General features: G+C 44.6%; 14 protein-coding genes. 6 read left to right on the top strand and 8 right to left on the bottom strand.

What is annotated here, in order from left to right:
- Window positions 1-23: 23 nt before the first annotated feature.
- Complete coding sequence (locus ACTQ50_RS05430; RefSeq protein ID WP_441483304.1) at window positions 24-1,580, top strand: ABC-F family ATP-binding cassette domain-containing protein; 1,557 nt, start codon at window positions 24-26, stop codon at window positions 1,578-1,580.
- A 116-nt stretch (window positions 1,581-1,696) separates the two neighbouring features.
- Here the strand turns inward: ACTQ50_RS05430 and ACTQ50_RS05435 are convergent, their stop codons facing one another.
- Together ACTQ50_RS05435 and ACTQ50_RS05440 are read right to left on the bottom strand one after the other, a co-directional pair.
- Window positions 1,697-2,725: a hypothetical protein gene (locus tag ACTQ50_RS05435; RefSeq protein ID WP_441483305.1), complete on the bottom strand. Its 1,029-nt coding sequence runs from the start codon at window positions 2,723-2,725 to the stop codon at window positions 1,697-1,699.
- A 135-nt stretch (window positions 2,726-2,860) separates the two neighbouring features.
- A complete protein-coding gene (locus ACTQ50_RS05440; RefSeq protein WP_441483306.1) occupies window positions 2,861-4,951 on the bottom strand; it encodes an elongation factor G in 2,091 nt (696 codons plus the stop codon).
- A gap of 210 nt (window positions 4,952-5,161) precedes the next feature.
- On the opposite strand from ACTQ50_RS05440, the gene ACTQ50_RS05445 reads away from it, so the two are divergent.
- The 3 genes from ACTQ50_RS05445 (at window position 5,162) to ACTQ50_RS05455 (ending at window position 9,255) form a co-directional block, all read left to right on the top strand.
- Entirely contained in the window at window positions 5,162-6,271 is a 1,110-nt protein-coding gene (locus tag ACTQ50_RS05445) for a prephenate dehydrogenase (protein ID WP_441483307.1), read from the top strand.
- Window positions 6,272-6,474: 203 nt separating this feature from the next.
- Window positions 6,475-7,749: a 3-phosphoshikimate 1-carboxyvinyltransferase gene (aroA, locus tag ACTQ50_RS05450; RefSeq protein ID WP_441483308.1), complete on the top strand. Its 1,275-nt coding sequence runs from the start codon at window positions 6,475-6,477 to the stop codon at window positions 7,747-7,749.
- A 516-nt stretch (window positions 7,750-8,265) separates the two neighbouring features.
- Window positions 8,266-9,255: a 2-hydroxyacid dehydrogenase gene (locus tag ACTQ50_RS05455; RefSeq protein WP_295308038.1), complete on the top strand. Its 990-nt coding sequence runs from the start codon at window positions 8,266-8,268 to the stop codon at window positions 9,253-9,255.
- A gap of 246 nt (window positions 9,256-9,501) precedes the next feature.
- On the opposite strand, the gene ACTQ50_RS05460 is transcribed toward ACTQ50_RS05455, so the two are convergent.
- Window positions 9,502-10,335: a deoxyribonuclease IV gene (locus ACTQ50_RS05460; RefSeq protein WP_441483309.1), complete on the bottom strand. Its 834-nt coding sequence runs from the start codon at window positions 10,333-10,335 to the stop codon at window positions 9,502-9,504.
- A gap of 246 nt (window positions 10,336-10,581) precedes the next feature.
- Between ACTQ50_RS05460 and ACTQ50_RS05465 the strand changes: the two genes are divergently transcribed.
- Together ACTQ50_RS05465 and ACTQ50_RS05470 are read left to right on the top strand one after the other, a co-directional pair.
- The gene (locus ACTQ50_RS05465; RefSeq protein ID WP_441483310.1) at window positions 10,582-11,955 is read left to right on the top strand and encodes a sodium-dependent transporter; all 1,374 of its coding nucleotides are present in this window, start codon (window positions 10,582-10,584) and stop codon (window positions 11,953-11,955) included.
- A 10-nt stretch (window positions 11,956-11,965) separates the two neighbouring features.
- Complete coding sequence (locus ACTQ50_RS05470; protein ID WP_441483311.1) at window positions 11,966-13,216, top strand: CapA family protein; 1,251 nt, start codon at window positions 11,966-11,968, stop codon at window positions 13,214-13,216.
- Window positions 13,217-13,491: 275 nt separating this feature from the next.
- Here the strand turns inward: ACTQ50_RS05470 and ACTQ50_RS05475 are convergent, their stop codons facing one another.
- From ACTQ50_RS05475 to ACTQ50_RS05495, 5 genes are all read right to left on the bottom strand, one after another.
- Window positions 13,492-14,001 carry a single-stranded DNA-binding protein gene (locus ACTQ50_RS05475; protein ID WP_441483312.1) on the bottom strand — a complete coding sequence of 170 codons (510 nt, stop codon included), beginning with the start codon at window positions 13,999-14,001 and terminating at the stop codon, window positions 13,492-13,494.
- 16 nt (window positions 14,002-14,017) lie between these two features.
- A complete protein-coding gene (locus tag ACTQ50_RS05480) occupies window positions 14,018-14,452 on the bottom strand; it encodes a dUTP diphosphatase (protein WP_441483419.1) in 435 nt (144 codons plus the stop codon).
- A 26-nt stretch (window positions 14,453-14,478) separates the two neighbouring features.
- Window positions 14,479-14,721 carry a hypothetical protein gene (locus ACTQ50_RS05485; RefSeq protein WP_441483313.1) on the bottom strand — a complete coding sequence of 81 codons (243 nt, stop codon included), beginning with the start codon at window positions 14,719-14,721 and terminating at the stop codon, window positions 14,479-14,481.
- A gap of 300 nt (window positions 14,722-15,021) precedes the next feature.
- On the bottom strand, window positions 15,022-15,459 hold the full coding sequence (locus tag ACTQ50_RS05490) for a DUF7736 domain-containing protein (RefSeq protein WP_441483314.1): 438 nt from the start codon (window positions 15,457-15,459) through the stop codon (window positions 15,022-15,024).
- The gene (locus ACTQ50_RS05495; RefSeq protein WP_441483315.1) at window positions 15,431-15,559 is read right to left on the bottom strand and encodes a hypothetical protein; all 129 of its coding nucleotides are present in this window, start codon (window positions 15,557-15,559) and stop codon (window positions 15,431-15,433) included. Before ACTQ50_RS05495 ends, ACTQ50_RS05490 begins: the two co-directional genes overlap by 29 nt.
- Window positions 15,560-15,573 lie beyond the last annotated feature (14 nt).

The raw sequence follows: 15,573 nt of genomic DNA on the forward strand, positions 1-15,573 counted from the left end.
TATTTTAAGAACAGGAGTTACCTATGAGTATTTTGAACGTTGAACACCTTACCCATGGCTTTGGTGACAGAGCCATTTTCCAGGACGTGTCTTTCCGTCTTCTGAAGGGAGAACACATCGGCCTGGTAGGCGCCAACGGAGAGGGAAAATCCACCTTCTTCAACATTGTAACCGACAAATTAATGCCAGATGAAGGCAAAATCCAGTGGGCCAAAAATGTGCGCGTAGGCTACCTGGACCAGCATTCCATCCTTGCTCCTGGCATGACCATCCGTGACATACTGAAATCTGCTTTTTCCTGGCTCTTTGAGCAGGAGGAAAGAATGAATACCATCTGCGATTCCCTGGGCGAAGCTTCCCCGGAAGAGATGGAAACGCTTATGGAAGAACTGGGAACCATCCAGGATACCCTGACCATGCATGACTTCTATGTCATTGATTCCAAGGTGGAGGAAGTTGCCCGGGCTCTTGGTCTTCTGGATTTGGGACTGGACCGTGATGTTACAGACCTTAGCGGCGGACAGAGAACCAAGGTACTCCTTGCCAAGCTGCTTCTTGAGAAGCCTGACATTCTCCTTCTGGACGAGCCTACCAACTATCTGGACGAAGAGCATATTGCATGGCTGAAGCGTTATCTCCAGGATTATGAAAATGCTTTTATCCTTATTTCCCACGATATTCCTTTCCTTAATGATGTGATCAACATTGTTTACCACATGGAAAATCAGGAGCTGAACCGCTATGTAGGGGATTATGACCATTTCCAGGAGGTTTACGAAGTGAAAAAGGCCCAGCTGGAAGCTGCTTACCGGCGCCAGCAGCAGGAAATCAGTGAGTTGAAGGATTTCGTTGCCCGAAACAAAGCCCGTGTTTCTACCCGTAACATGGCTATGTCCCGCCAGAAAAAGCTGGACAAAATGGATGTGATCGAACTGGCTGCCGAGAAGCCAAAGCCGGAATTTCATTTTAAACAGGGACGCACCCCCGGCAAATATATTTTCGAGACAAAAGACCTTGTGATCGGATACGACGAGCCCCTTTCCCGTCCGCTCACCCTTTCCATGGAAAGAGGCCAGAAGATTGCCCTTGTAGGCGCCAACGGAATTGGAAAAACCACTTTGCTGAAAAGTATTCTTGGGCTGATTCCTGCACTAAAAGGAACAAGGGAATTGGGGGACAACCTGCAGATTGGATATTTCGAGCAGGAAGTAAAAGGGGATAATAAGACCACCTGTATTGATGAGATCTGGGCAGAATTTCCCTCTTACACCCAGTATGAGGTCCGCTCCGCCCTTGCCAAATGCGGACTTACCACCAAGCATATTGAAAGCCAGGTCCGTGTGCTCAGCGGCGGTGAGCAGGCCAAGGTCCGCCTCTGCAAGCTGGTGAATAAAGAGACAAATGTCCTTCTTCTGGACGAGCCTACCAATCATCTGGATGTGGACGCCAAGGAGGCACTAAAGGAAGCGTTGAAAGAATACCGGGGAAGCGTGCTTCTTATCTGCCATGAACCGGAGTTTTACCAGGATGTGGTTTCACAGGTATGGGACTGCAGTAAGTGGACCACAAAGATTCTGTAAAGGAAACAAAAACAGCATTTCAGCAGTGAAATTTCTCTCTTCTGCCGAAATGCTGTTCTTTATTTTCTTATTCGTTTTCTCAAATGGTTCTATAACCAGTCTTCGGACTATTCCGATCAGGTGAACTGAATAATTCCAGATACCTTGTCGTAAGCGCTGTCCCAATCCTGGCTGCTGGAAATACCCTTGATGGTACCCTTAATTGCAATCTTGCCTAAAGCAGAGAAACTGGAAACGTCAGCTTTCATTCCTTTATTGGTAATAAATGCGTAAGTTCCCCATACAGTATCTGGGGAATAGGTCTTGGCTTTCAGCTTGATATTGCTGAAAACTGCATTCACAGAATCCCCTTTCTTTCTGGCAGATCCCTCTACACGAAGATAAAGGGTCCGGTTTGCAAGATTTTTGTTCTTCACAGTCTTTACCAGTTTACCATCAATATAGCACTTGCAGGTTCCGTTCTTCTCAACGGCCAGCATCAGATGATAAGTTTTCTTGGTCGCGCCCTGTTTTACCCAGTAGTAATCCTGTCCTCCAGGATTGTTGCTGCGTACGTTCTCGACCATAAACATAGTCTTGCCTGTGTACGGGGCTCTTGCATACTGGTCGTACTGAATGCCGAAGCTAATGGCAGATGTGGGGGTAACGGCCACTAATTTCGCATGATAGCCAGTACCGGATCCGGAAAGATTTACATCAGCCTCAATGGTATAGGCGGAAGTTGTGTTCTCAATGGTTGCTTTCGCAGCAGCTGGCTTCGCAGCCGGAACTTTGTAGACAATTTTCTTTCCAGTTTTGTTATAGGAGCTGGTTTTTCTGCCCTTATAAGCTTTTACAGTATAGTAGTAAGTTTTACCACTCACTACCTTCTTATCCACATAGGATGTTTTCGAACCGCCGCGAACGGTGGCAAGCTTCTTCCAGGAACTGCTTCCCACTTTACGATAAACGTAATAGCCGGATGCTCTAGCGCTCTTCTTCCAGGTGAACTTCACAGTCTTGTTCACACGCACTGCGCTTACAAGCTTGGGTGCCTTTAAGGATGCTGCCTGAACGGTCTGTGCGTTTCCAACTGAATAAACTGGAAATACAAGCATGAAGACCAGTAAAAACAGCATGATTTTCTTGATGCTTTTTCTGTTCATATTTCTCCTCCTCTTTCCCTATTATCGCGGCAGCCGCCATAGTCTCATGCAGGCATGGGCTTTGGCCCGCTATCGCGTAAATTCTAAAAAGCGGAGAATCCCAACATCTGGAAATCTCCGCTTCAATTATACTACTTATTCATCAGTAGCGTCAACCTTGCTTGCCCGTGCTTCAATCTCTTTCTGCTGGATATCTCCAGGAGCCTGCTCATAGCGTGCAAACTCATAGGAGAAGTCACCGCTTCCACCAGTCATGGAACGAAGATCTGTGGAATATCCATAGATTTCAAGGAGCGGAACATCCGCTTCGATAATGGTATTTCCGTTATGATCCGGGTTCATTCCAAGAACACGGCCACGGCGCTTATTCAGATCACCCATAGCGTCACCGGTGTATTTATCCGGAACTGTTACCTTCATGGAAACGATCGGCTCTAACAGTACAGGGGAAGCGTCCATGAAGCCCTTCTTGAATGCAAGGATGGTAGCCATCTTAAATGCCATCTCAGATGAATCTACCGGATGATAGGATCCATCATAGAGAGTCGCCTTCACGCCAACTACCGGATATGCTGCAAGAGGTCCCTTCTGAACACATTCCTGAAGTCCTTTCTCAACTGCCGGGAAGTAGTTCTTCGGAACTGCGCCACCAACAACAACCTGCTCAAATACATATGGAGTCTCCATATCACCAGATGGCTCGAAGCGCATCTTAACATGTCCATACTGTCCATGTCCACCGGACTGTTTCTTATGCTTGCCTTCTACGTCGGAGTTCTTGCGGATCGTCTCACGGAACGGAACCTTCGGCTTGGAAAGCTCTACATCTACTTTATAACGATCTTTCAGCATGCTGACAACAACGTCAAGATGCTGGTCGCCCATACCATAGATCAGACTCTGGCGGTTCGCGCCATCGTTCTCTACGCGGATGGTCTTATCTTCGCTTGCGATCTTTGCAAGAGCCTGGGAGATCTTATCTTCATCCCCTTTATTCACAGCCTTAAATCTCTTATAAGTATAAGGTGTGGAAAGGATTGCCTTCGGATAAAGAACCGGATTGGCCTTGGTTGCAAGGCTGTCGCCAGTCTGAACGCTTACCAGCTTGGCGATCGCACCGATATCACCTGCATGAAGCTCTGGAACCTCGATTGGCTTGGAGCCCTGGAGAACATATAATTTGTTCAGACGCTCTTCTGTACCTTTCTCCACATTGAGAAGGGTATCATCAGATTTGATAACACCGGAGCAAACCTTGATCAGGGAATACTTGCCAAGGAATGGATCCACGATGGATTTCCATACATATGCAGATTTCGCTTTGGCGAAGTCATAATTTGCTTCAAAAATTTCATTGGTCTTCTGGGAAATACCGTTGCAGGAACGTTTGTCCGGGCTTGGGAAATATCCGCAGATGTCGTCCAGAAGGTTGGATACACCACGAAGATTGATCGGGGATCCCATGCATACCGGAACAATGCTTGCATCCTGTACGTTAGTTGCAAGTGCTGCGGAAACCTCTGTTACGGAGAACTCGTCTCCCTCAAAGTAACGATCCATGAATTCCTCGCTGGTCTCTGCTACAGATTCCATCAGGATATCATGATATTTCTCAAGGTACTCATCCAGGTAAGCAGGAATCTCACACTCTTCCTTCTGTCCCTTGTCGATATATTTTCTTCCGGCCTGCTTTACAACGTTTACATATCCCACGAACTTGCCGTCCTCACGAATCGGGAAATGCAGCGGGGCAATCTTCTTGCCATAAAGCTCAGTAAGCTGATCTACTACCTTACGGTAACTTACATCGTCCACGTCCATATCGGTAACGAAGATCATACGGGGAAGTTTATACTTCTCGCAAAGATTCCATGCCTTCTGTGTACCAACCTGTACACCGGCCTTACCTGATACTACGATGATTGCTGCGTCTGCAGCGCTGACAGCTTCCTCAACCTCTCCTACGAAGTCAAAATATCCGGGAGTGTCCAGAATGTTTACCTTGTTCTTCTGCCACGGGACCGGAATCAGAGATGTGGTGATAGAGAAATGTCGTTTGATTTCTTCTTTATCATAATCACTAACTGTGTTGCCATCTTCTACACGTCCTAAACGGTTGGTCAAGCCGGCAAGATATGCCATTGCTTCTGCCAGAGTTGTCTTTCCAGCACCGCCGTGTCCTAACAGCACTACATTTCTGATTCGGTCAGTTCTAAAAACGTCCATATGTAATACCTCCCTGTTTGTCTGATATGTTCATATTTTACTAAATATTCAGAAGAATTTCAAGTATTTTCTGGAATTTTGACGGTCTTTTTTCAAAAAAGTTTAGATTATTTTGTCATTTCTGTAGGAATTGACAATTTGCGCAGAATCTCGTACAATGTCATAAGGTAGTTTTGCACTTTAACGAATGAAAGGAAACGAGAATATATTATGAAGACAATCGGTTTTATCGGTCTCGGTCTGATCGGCGGCTCTATCGCCAAGGCCATCCGGAAGTACCATCCGGATTACCACATTCTGGCCTATAACCGCAGCAAGGAAGCACTTGCCACCGCCATCAGCAGCGGCATTATAGATGGAGTCTGTGAGGAAATGAAGGATCCCCGTTTTGGATCCTGTGATTATGTATTTTTGTGTGCACCAGTGGAGATCAACCTGAAGTGCCTGGCCTACCTGAAGGAGATCCGTCAGCCCGGCTGCATTATCACAGACGTAGGAAGTGTAAAGGGAATCATCCATCAGAAGGTAGAAGAGCTGGAGATGACAGACTGTTTCATCGGCGGTCATCCTATGGCTGGTTCTGAGAAAACTGGTTTTGCCCATTCCAATGAGCGTATTCTGGAAAATGCCTACTATATTCTTACACCAGGAGGAAACGTTGGACTGGATCATATAGGAGATTTTACAGAGCTGATCAGTTCCCTTGGCGCCATTCCTATGGTGCTCACAGCGGAAGAACATGATTTCATCACTGCAGGTGTCAGCCATCTGCCTCACATCATTGCCTCTGCCCTTGTCAATCTGGTAAAAACACTGGACAATGATGCAGAATATATGAAAACTATCGCAGCAGGCGGTTTCCGCGATATTACAAGGATTGCCTCCTCTTCTCCTGTTATGTGGCAGCAGATCTGCATGGAAAATCATGAGAACATTTCCAATGTACTGGACGATTATATCCGCATGCTGATCCAGATCCGCTGTTCCGTAGACAATTGTGCCACAGACGGCAAGGAGGCAGATGCCATTTATCAGATGTTTGCAAGCTCCAGGGATTACCGTGATTCCATTGACGTAGTAGACAACGGACCGATCCGCAAGGCTTATGTGCTGTATCTGGATATTGCGGATGAAGCCGGCGGAATTGCTACCATCGCCACCATTCTTGCTATGGATAAGATCAGTATTAAGAATATCGGGATCATTCACAACCGGGAATTTGAGCAAGGTGTCCTGAAGGTAGAATTCTATGAACAGGATGCCATGGAAAGAGGTCTGGCGCTGCTCAAAAAGAGGAATTACATTGTATACGAGCGATAATATTCGTTTGCAGCAACATGGGTAAATCATATATGGCGTGATTTTTCAACCTCCATACTTAGATTTCGCTCATCCTTAAAGCATCCAAAACAATTTTCCCGATGGCCATTTAAATCTAATAAAAAAGCAACAAAAATTCTAAGTATTAATATTTTATTATTTAGACATTAACATTATAATAAAAATTTACAGGAACGATTATTATGGAAATTAAAAAACTTACCAATCTTCACGGAGAGCTTACCGTACCGGGAGACAAATCCATCTCCCACCGCGCTGTCATGTTCGGTTCCCTTGCCAAGGGGTCCACAAAGATCACCCATTTTCTGGAAGGCGCAGACTGCCTTTCCACCATCTCCTGTTTCCGCAAAATGGGAATTGATATTGAAAATAATCAGGGAGAAATTCTGGTCCACGGAAAAGGACTTCATGGACTTTCTGCTCCTACAGATATTCTGGATGTGGGAAACAGCGGCACAACCACCCGCCTGATCTCCGGTATTCTGGCCGGACAGGATTTTGTATCAGAGCTTACCGGTGACGATTCTATTCAGAGCCGTCCTATGAAGAGGATCATGACGCCTCTTCTTTCCATGGGAGCTGATATTACAAGCATAAAGGGAAACAACTGTGTTCCCCTCCGGATTACAGGCCATCCTTTAAAGGCCATTCACTATGATTCACCGGTTGCTTCTGCACAGGTGAAGTCCTGTGTGCTTCTGGCCGGAATGTATTCCGACGGGATCACCAGCGTTACCGAGCCGGTTCTTTCCAGAAATCACACGGAGATCATGCTGAACTATTTTGGCGCCAAAGTAACTTCTGAGGGCACCACTGCTTCTATTGCTCCGGAGCCATCTCTTTTTGCAAGAGAGATCACTGTTCCTGGAGATATTTCTTCTGCTGCCTATTTCATTGCCGCAGGACTTCTTGTTCCCGGAAGCGAGATTCTTCTGAAAAATGTGGGAATCAATCCTACCAGAGACGGACTGCTTCGCGTATGCAAAGATATGGGTGCTGACATTACCATGCTGAACGTAAATATGGACGGAGAGCCTACCGCAGATCTTCTTGTACGCACCAGTTCTCTTCATGGCACAACTGTTGGCGGCGAAATTATCCCGACGCTTATTGATGAGATTCCTATGATTGCAGTTATGGCAGCTTTTGCCGAAGGAACCACTGTGATCAAGGATGCAAAAGAACTTAAGGTAAAAGAATCCGACCGAATTCTGGTTATGGCAGAGAATCTCTCCCGTATGGGCGTGGACATCACTCCAACTGATGACGGAATGATCATTCACGGAGGCAGACCACTGCATGGGGCAGAGATTGACTCTCATCTGGATCATCGTGTAGCTATGTCTTTTGCTGTTGCAGGACTGCTCTGCGATGGACCGCTTTCTATTAAAGGTGGAGACTGTGTGAAGATTTCTTATCCGGAATTTTATGAAGATTTGTACCGGTTAGGCGAATAATTTGAACATTATTACCGAATGGAAGCAAAAGGTATTTATATCTGCAAGTTTCCATAAATGAAATCATCCAAACAGTGCCCAAAGGTGGCGCTGATGAATTTCAGAAATGCTTTTCAGGGACTTAAATGGGGATATTTCCCGTTTAAGTTCCTGTTTTTTTGCCTTTTTTGATGTCTATTTTGCTTGTTTTCCGTTAAATAATAATCAATGTTAGTTTTATGTAACTGTTATATTATGCTAGATTATTACCTTATATTTGTTTTCAAAATGTACACATTGCACATTTTGTCATGTATTAATTTCTGTGCAATTTTTAAATTCGTTTCAATCCCGTTTCTGTATTGATATTTTTTTAACACAATCGACGAAGTTAAAAAACTTCTCGTTTTCCTCTTTTTTTCTTCAAAAAAATAACGTATAATCCCACTGTAAGTTGAGGAACACTAAAAGACAAATAAAGCGAACGCGATCAGCTCAGACAAAAGAGAAGCTGACGCAAGAAAGGAGCCAGAAATAATGAAAATTTTATTTTACGGAACCAAAAATTATGACGAGCAGTTTTTTGAGAAACTTTTACCTGAATTTCCAGATATTAAAATTAAATTTATCGAAGCGAACATCCATGAAGAAACCGCTTCCCTTGCCAAGGGTTATGAAGCCATCTGTGCTTTTGTAAATGCAGACCTTGGAGCTCCTGTTATCGAAGAATTACATCAGCAGGGCGTGAAGCTGATTCTGATGCGCTGCGCTGGTTACAACAATGTGGATCTTAAGACCGCGCACAAGTATGGCATGAAAGTGCTGCGTGTACCGGGTTATTCTCCGGAGGCGGTTGCAGAGCATGCAATGGCGCTGGCGCTTACCGCTAACCGCCATACGCACAAGGCTTACATCAAATGCCGTGAGAACAACTTTACCTTAAGCGGTCTTATGGGTGTGAACCTTTATAAGAAGACAGCTGGTATTATTGGTACTGGTAAGATTGGTCAGGCTATGGCAAGGATCTGCAAGGGATTTGGAATGCGGGTTATTGCTTATGATCTTTTCCCAAATAAGAACCTTGATTTCCTGGAGTATGTTTCCCTGGACGAGCTGCTGGCAACCAGTGATCTGATTAGCCTGCATTGCCCGCTTACAGATGAGACCAAACATATTATTAATGAGAAGACCATTGCAAAGATGAAGGATGGGGTTATTCTTGTGAATACTTCCCGTGGTGGACTGATCAAGACAGAGGATCTGATTTCTGGTATTCGTGATCACAAGTTCTTTGCGGTTGGACTGGATGTTTATGAGGAGGAATCTGATTATGTATTCGAGGATCTGTCCGAGAGCATTATGCAGACTTCCCTGATTCAGAGACTTCTCTCCTTCCCGAATGTTACTATGACTTCCCATCAGGGATTCTTTACAGAAGAGGCGCTCACCAACATTGCAGAAACAACTATGGAGAATGCGCAGGCTTATATCAATGGGGATGAGCTGAAGAACGAGGTTCTTTCATAAGTGCCTTCCCCGGACGCAATTTTACAATGTATATTCACCGCCGTGCGTCGCAACGTTCCGGTGAGCTAGCTGGTAACTACGGCTAAGGCGCTCGGGAGAGCCCTCTTGCCTAAGTCTTCGTAACCATCGGATCTCACCTCCACTAAAACCGCTCCTGAAATGCACGGCTACATGAATATACATTGCAAAATCGCTGGTTACTGACAACTTGAAATAAAATATTTTCAGTTTGCTAAATAATACTATTTATTCTGAATATCTTTCCCTAAGAAGTGCGATTTCTCTTGCCCAGCCTTCGTCATCGTTGGGTGTTTCCAGGATGAAGGGTTTGCCGTCGAGGGCGGGGTGGCGGATGACGCGGACCAGGGCGTCGAGACCGATCTGGCCTTCGCCGATTTTGGCGTGGCGGTCTTTGTGGCTGCCGAGGGCGTTGAGACTGTCGTTCAGGTGGATGGCTTTTAGGTGGTCGAGACCGATAATGCGGTCGAATTCAGTTAGGACGCCGTCCAGATCATTTACAATATCGTAGCCACCATCCCATACATGGCAGGTATCCAGGCACACTCCAAGTTTATCACGTTTTTCTACAAGGTCCATGATGGCGCGAAGCTCCTCGAAATGGCTTCCCACTTCCGAACCTTTTCCAGACATAGTTTCCAGAAGAACTGTGGTGGTCTGGTCTTCGGTGAGGACGGCGTTTAGAACTTCTGCGATCTTCTGGATCCCAGCTTCTATTCCCTGTCCTACATGGCTGCCTGGATGGAAATTGTAGTAATTGCCAGGTGTTGCCTCCATACGCTTCAAATCGTCTGCAAAGGTTTCTCTGGCAAAATCCCGGAGATTTTCCTTGGCTGCGCAGGCGTTTAGAGTGTAGGGCGCATGGGCCACTATTTTTCCAAATTCATGTTCCCTGGCAATCTCCAAGAACTTTGCCACATCTGCCGGATCAATGGCCTTGGCGTTTCCTCCTCTTGGATTCCGGGTAAAAAAAGCAAATGTGTTGCCGCCATTTTTCACGGTCTGACGGCCCATGGCTGCATAGCCCTTGGATGATGAAGTGTGATTTCCTATATATAGCATATCTTTTCCCTTTCGTAGATTAACGACTCTATTATGTACTGTTCACTATTTTATAACAGCATTCTTCGCGGAATATTACCCGCGAGCAACAACTTTATTGTACCATTTCCCCCTTCTTTTTCAAGATATTTATTGACGAACCCTTGTTTTCTTCTTATACTATTAAGATGTGAACTCTTCTGTAAAAAGAACTTTTGTCCCATTTTTTACAGAATTCATACCTATAAAAAGAGGAAGGAAATCTATATGAAAGAACGTGAAAAGTTTTCATCCCGGCTTGGATTTATTCTGATCTCGGCCGGCTGCGCCATTGGAATTGGTAACGTATGGCGCTTCCCTTACATCACAGGTCAGTACGGCGGTGCTGCTTTTGTGCTGATCTATCTTCTGTTCCTGGTTATTCTGGGACTGCCTATTATGGTTATGGAGTTCGCAGTTGGACGTGCCAGCCGCAAGTCCGCAGCAAGAAGCTTCCATCTTCTGGAGCCCAAGGGTACCAAATGGCATCTCTACAGCTACGGTGCCATGCTTGGCAACTACATGCTGATGATGTTTTACACCACTGTAGGCGGCTGGATGCTGGCTTACTTCTTTAAAATGGCAAGCGGCACCTTCACCGGACTTGACACAGAAGGAGTTGGAAATGTATTTAACACCCTGCTCTCCAACCCCGGAGAAATGACCTTCTGGATGGTGGTCGTAACCGCATTTAGTTTTGGGACCTGCTGCATGGGACTGCAGAAAGGTGTTGAGCGAATCACCAAGGTTATGATGGTTTGTCTTCTTACCATCATGGTAGTTCTCTGTGTGAAGAGCTGTACACTTCCAGGCGCGATCGAGGGAATTAAGTTTTATCTTCTCCCAGACTTCAGTCGTCTGAAAGAGAACGGACTGCTCTCCGGTATTTATGCCGCTATGGGACAGGCCTTCTTTACCTTAAGCCTTGGCATCGGTGCGATGGCCATTTTCGGAAGCTATATTGACAAAGACCGCAGTCTTATGGGTGAATCCATCCAGATCGGTATTCTGGATACCTTCGTAGCTCTTATGGCAGGACTGATCATTTTCCCGGCCTGCTTTGCTTACAATGTAAGCCCGACACAGGGTGTTGGCCTTGTATTCGTCACACTGCCAAATATGTTCAACCAGATGATGGGCGGACGTTTCTGGGGCGCGCTGTTCTTTATTTTCATGACATTCGCAGCTCTCTCCACCATCATTGCCGTGTTCGAGAACATCATCAGCTTTGCAATGGACCTGTGGGGATGGAGCCGCAAGAAAGCGGTTCTGGTAAACGGAATTGCCATCTTTATCCTGTCCATGCCATGTGTACTTGGATTCAACGTTTGGAGCGGCATTCAGCCACTTGGCGCCGGAAGCACCATCCAGGATCTGGAGGACTTCATCATCTCCAACAACCTGCTTCCACTGGGAAGCCTTGTTTACCTGCTGTTCTGCGTAACCCGCTATGGATGGGGATGGGACAACTTCATCAAAGAAGCGGATCTTGGAAACGGCATCAAATTCCCGAAATGGGCACGTCCATACCTTACCTATGTACTGCCCCTTATCGTTCTGTTGATCTTCGTAATGGGATATTACGATAAATTCTTCAGATAAAATATGACCTATGCAAAAGAAAAAGAATCTATACAAAAAATCCAGATATTACCGGCAGCGCCAGAAAAAGATCCGGCAGGTCTGTGTGGCAGCAGGCAGTATTCTGCTTCTGGTGGTAGTTATCCTAATCATACGGGGATGCTCCGGAGGAAAAGCCAGGACAGCCAGCTCTTCTGATGTAAAAACCACTGCCGATTCGGATTCCCAGACAGCGAAATCCAATGTTTCAGACAGCGAAAGCGCCAACACTGCATCCGCTGACAGCGATGACCAAAGCGACACTTCCACAAAGGACAGCTCTGATACAGCTTCTGATTCCGAAACTGACAATGCCAAATTGAACCACTCTGCTCCTGTCACACTCACCGTCAGTGTGGTTGGCGACTGTACCCTTGGCACAGATGAAAATTTCGATTACGACACCAGCCTAAATGCTTATTTTGAAAGCTACGGAAAAGAATACTTTTTCCAGAATGTAAAGAGTATTTTTGAGGCAGATGACCTGACCATTGCCAACAACGAGGGAACCTTCACAGACAGCTATGATCGGGAGGACAAAACCTTTGCATTTAAAGCCCCCGCTTCTTTTGCAGGTATTTACTCCTGCAGCTCTGTAGAGGCTGTAAACACGGCAAACAATCACAGTCATGATTACGGTGAACAGAGCTTCCAGGATACCATGGATGCCCTGGACGCTGAAGGAATCGTTCATTTCGGCTATGATGAAACTGCCGTAATGGACGTAAAAGGCGTAAAAGTAGGGCTTGTGGGAATTTATGAGCTGTACGATCATCTGGAGCGGGAACAGCAGCTGAAGGACAATATCGCCAAGGTAAAAGAGGATGGCGCAGAGCTGATCATTGTGATTTTCCACTGGGGAAATGAAAAGGAAACAGTCCCGGATTCCAACCAGACCACTCTTGGCCACCTGGCCATTGACCTGGGTGCAGATCTGGTGTGCGGACATCATCCTCATGTGCTTCAGGGAATTGAAGAATATAAGGGTAAAAATATTGTATACAGCCTTGGAAACTTCTGCTTCGGCGGAAACAGCTACCCAAGTGATATGGACAGTATAATCTTCCAGCAGACCTTTACCATCACAAATGATGGTGTAAAAGCAGACAATGTAACGAACATCATACCCTGCTCAATTTCCTCCGCCTATGACTATAACAATTATCAGCCAACCCCGGCGGAAGGTGACGAAAAAACCAGAATTATGGAAAAAATCCAGGAGAGAAGTTCCTGGATTGGGTAGAAAATACATATTAGATCAATTTCATATGCAATAACAGGCGAAAGCCCCAGAGCCGCTAAACTCTGAGGCTTTCATTTTATTTACCCGTTATCACACTTTTGTAAGAATATGGTTTACAAAATGATCATCGCATCCCTCATGTTAATGGGTTACCATCATTTTCTTACATTTGTAACATAATATAAGGCGGCTCGTTCGTTTCGAACCGCCCAAACTCTGATAATATACTATATTATCATCATTATTTCTATGTTTCAATAATATATTTCACCAAATTAATGGAATGGGAGTTCTTCGTCTATCCCATCATCAATATGCATGAAACCATCTTTATCTGTATTGAAACTTCCCTGCTGGTATCCATTGTTTTGTTGCTGTCTTCCCTGCGTATTTCCTCCATAATTCTGTCCGGAGCTTCCTCCTCCATAATTATTTCCAGAACCGGATCCTGAACTGCTATCAGCATTCTTGCTCTCTGCGAATTCCTGTTCCTCTATAACAACATCTGTTGTATATACTTTCTGGCCATCACGGTTCGTGTAGCTTCCTGTCTGTATCCTTCCAGAAATCATAATCTTAATCCCTTTATGAAAATACTTTTCTGCAAACTCTGCCTGCTTTCCAAATGCAACGCAGTTAATAAAGTCTGCATCTGCTTCCCCATCCCTTTTGAACCTTCTTGGAACTGCAAGGGAATATCTGGCAACTGCCATCTGATTTTCTCCAGATGAATACCGGACCTCAATGTCTCTGGTTACTCTTCCCATCAGTAAAACTTTATTCATTTTCTATTCTCCCTACCTATCTTATCCCAGTGCTACCAATTCCACCACGGTCTGCATTATCAAGTCTTTCCACCTTGCCAAACTCAACATCAGGTTGTTTTTTCACAATCCTGAATTGGCAAATCCTGTCATTCTTCTTTATCAAAGTTCCTTTCACTCCATTTCTCATCAGACCACCAAACACACAATATGCTTGGAACCTCCATATATCGTTATCACCACAGTAACTGTTATCAATTACACCCAATGAATTTGTCATCAATACTCCGAAATTCTTAAATGTAGAACTTCTAGGTACCATATGAGCCTCATAACCTTCCGGAAGCTCCATAGACACTCCAAGACTTATCGTTTTAAACTGCCCTATAGGAATGAATACATCCTCTGCAGCTCTTAGATCAATCCAATCTCCTACATCAATTATTTTCGGCATCTCAATGTCTGAGTGCATACGGATTTTAATTTTTAAAATATCATTCACTGTTCATTCCCCCATTTCATTTCGATTTCAAAATATCCGTTTTCTTTCTCATATTCTTCTTTTGTGCAAAATTCAACAGATCGTATCTTGTCAAATTTTTTATATACACGTTTAAAACTTCTTTTTACGCTAAGCAGTCTCAGAAAAGATAATGGTTTTCCAAAATCCCCATTGAACATGGCATAATATGTATCATTTTCTCCTATCACTTTGAAATAAAGTTGCACATATCCGATCATTCAGTATACCTCACTCACCATTTTTCGAATTACTCACGCCAGAAATTGCATCTATGCAAGCATTCCATCCAATTCTGTACAATGGTACTGGCGTTCCAGGCTTAGTATGATATTTGCATTCCTCCCATTTGTCAGGCATTGGTTTTAAAGGGCACTCTTCTGGAAATCCACCTCTCTCACGATTTCCAGATACACGATTTCCAGTTATTCAGCATATAGTTTTAAAAATATATTCTTTGCATACGGAACAATCATTGCACCCATTCTTTGGCATATCCATCACAAATAACGCTTTATCGCTCATTCTTTCTCGCTCCAATCTATAGCTTTTCCACACTTTGGACAATATTCGCATTTGTGCTGCACTCTATTTATATGAGAATATTTTTCTCCTACAAATCCTCCGCATGAAGGGCACTCAAAATAAATATATTTATTCAGAATACATTCTCCGGTTCCGTTTTCGTAATCTGCGAATGATAGAGATTTCCTCTCTTTTAATACAGGCTTCATTGCTTTGAGGCGATCATCAGCCTCTTTTTTGGAGCATATACTCACAAAATCATGTTTGCTTCTTTCTTTTAATTCATCCACAACTCTCTGATCTGCAAGTTCGTGAGAGAATACTGGTCTCCCCATGATTTCTGCCATATATTTGTATGCTTCCACTCTGTCATCACCTGTCAGCATACAAACACCAGTGTATGTTTCAACGATTGCTTTTTCTTTTAATGTCATCCAATCTCGCCTCCCAATCATCAAGAAATTTTTCAAGCTCCGGATATTTTCTCGCCTCATTCATAAGGATGAACAGTGCTGCAACCTGTTTTGACTCCATCCCTGTTTCCTCAT

This window comes from Blautia sp. Sow4_E7 (genome assembly GCF_052116245.1).
Lineage (GTDB): Bacteria > Bacillota > Clostridia > Lachnospirales > Lachnospiraceae > Blautia_A.

Coding starts and splice junctions, on each gene's coding strand:
- ACTQ50_RS05430 (WP_441483304.1), top strand. CDS start 24: ATGAGTATTTTGAACGTTGAACACCTTACCCATGGCTTTGGTGACAGA.
- ACTQ50_RS05435 (WP_441483305.1), bottom strand. CDS start 2,725: ATGAACAGAAAAAGCATCAAGAAAATCATGCTGTTTTTACTGGTCTTC.
- ACTQ50_RS05440 (WP_441483306.1), bottom strand. CDS start 4,951: ATGGACGTTTTTAGAACTGACCGAATCAGAAATGTAGTGCTGTTAGGA.
- ACTQ50_RS05445 (WP_441483307.1), top strand. CDS start 5,162: ATGAAGACAATCGGTTTTATCGGTCTCGGTCTGATCGGCGGCTCTATC.
- aroA (WP_441483308.1), top strand. CDS start 6,475: ATGGAAATTAAAAAACTTACCAATCTTCACGGAGAGCTTACCGTACCG.
- ACTQ50_RS05455 (WP_295308038.1), top strand. CDS start 8,266: ATGAAAATTTTATTTTACGGAACCAAAAATTATGACGAGCAGTTTTTT.
- ACTQ50_RS05460 (WP_441483309.1), bottom strand. CDS start 10,335: ATGCTATATATAGGAAATCACACTTCATCATCCAAGGGCTATGCAGCC.
- ACTQ50_RS05465 (WP_441483310.1), top strand. CDS start 10,582: ATGAAAGAACGTGAAAAGTTTTCATCCCGGCTTGGATTTATTCTGATC.
- ACTQ50_RS05470 (WP_441483311.1), top strand. CDS start 11,966: ATGCAAAAGAAAAAGAATCTATACAAAAAATCCAGATATTACCGGCAG.
- ACTQ50_RS05475 (WP_441483312.1), bottom strand. CDS start 14,001: ATGAATAAAGTTTTACTGATGGGAAGAGTAACCAGAGACATTGAGGTC.
- ACTQ50_RS05480 (WP_441483419.1), bottom strand. CDS start 14,452: ATGCACTCAGACATTGAGATGCCGAAAATAATTGATGTAGGAGATTGG.
- ACTQ50_RS05485 (WP_441483313.1), bottom strand. CDS start 14,721: ATGATCGGATATGTGCAACTTTATTTCAAAGTGATAGGAGAAAATGAT.
- ACTQ50_RS05490 (WP_441483314.1), bottom strand. CDS start 15,459: ATGACATTAAAAGAAAAAGCAATCGTTGAAACATACACTGGTGTTTGT.
- ACTQ50_RS05495 (WP_441483315.1), bottom strand. CDS start 15,559: ATGGAGTCAAAACAGGTTGCAGCACTGTTCATCCTTATGAATGAGGCG.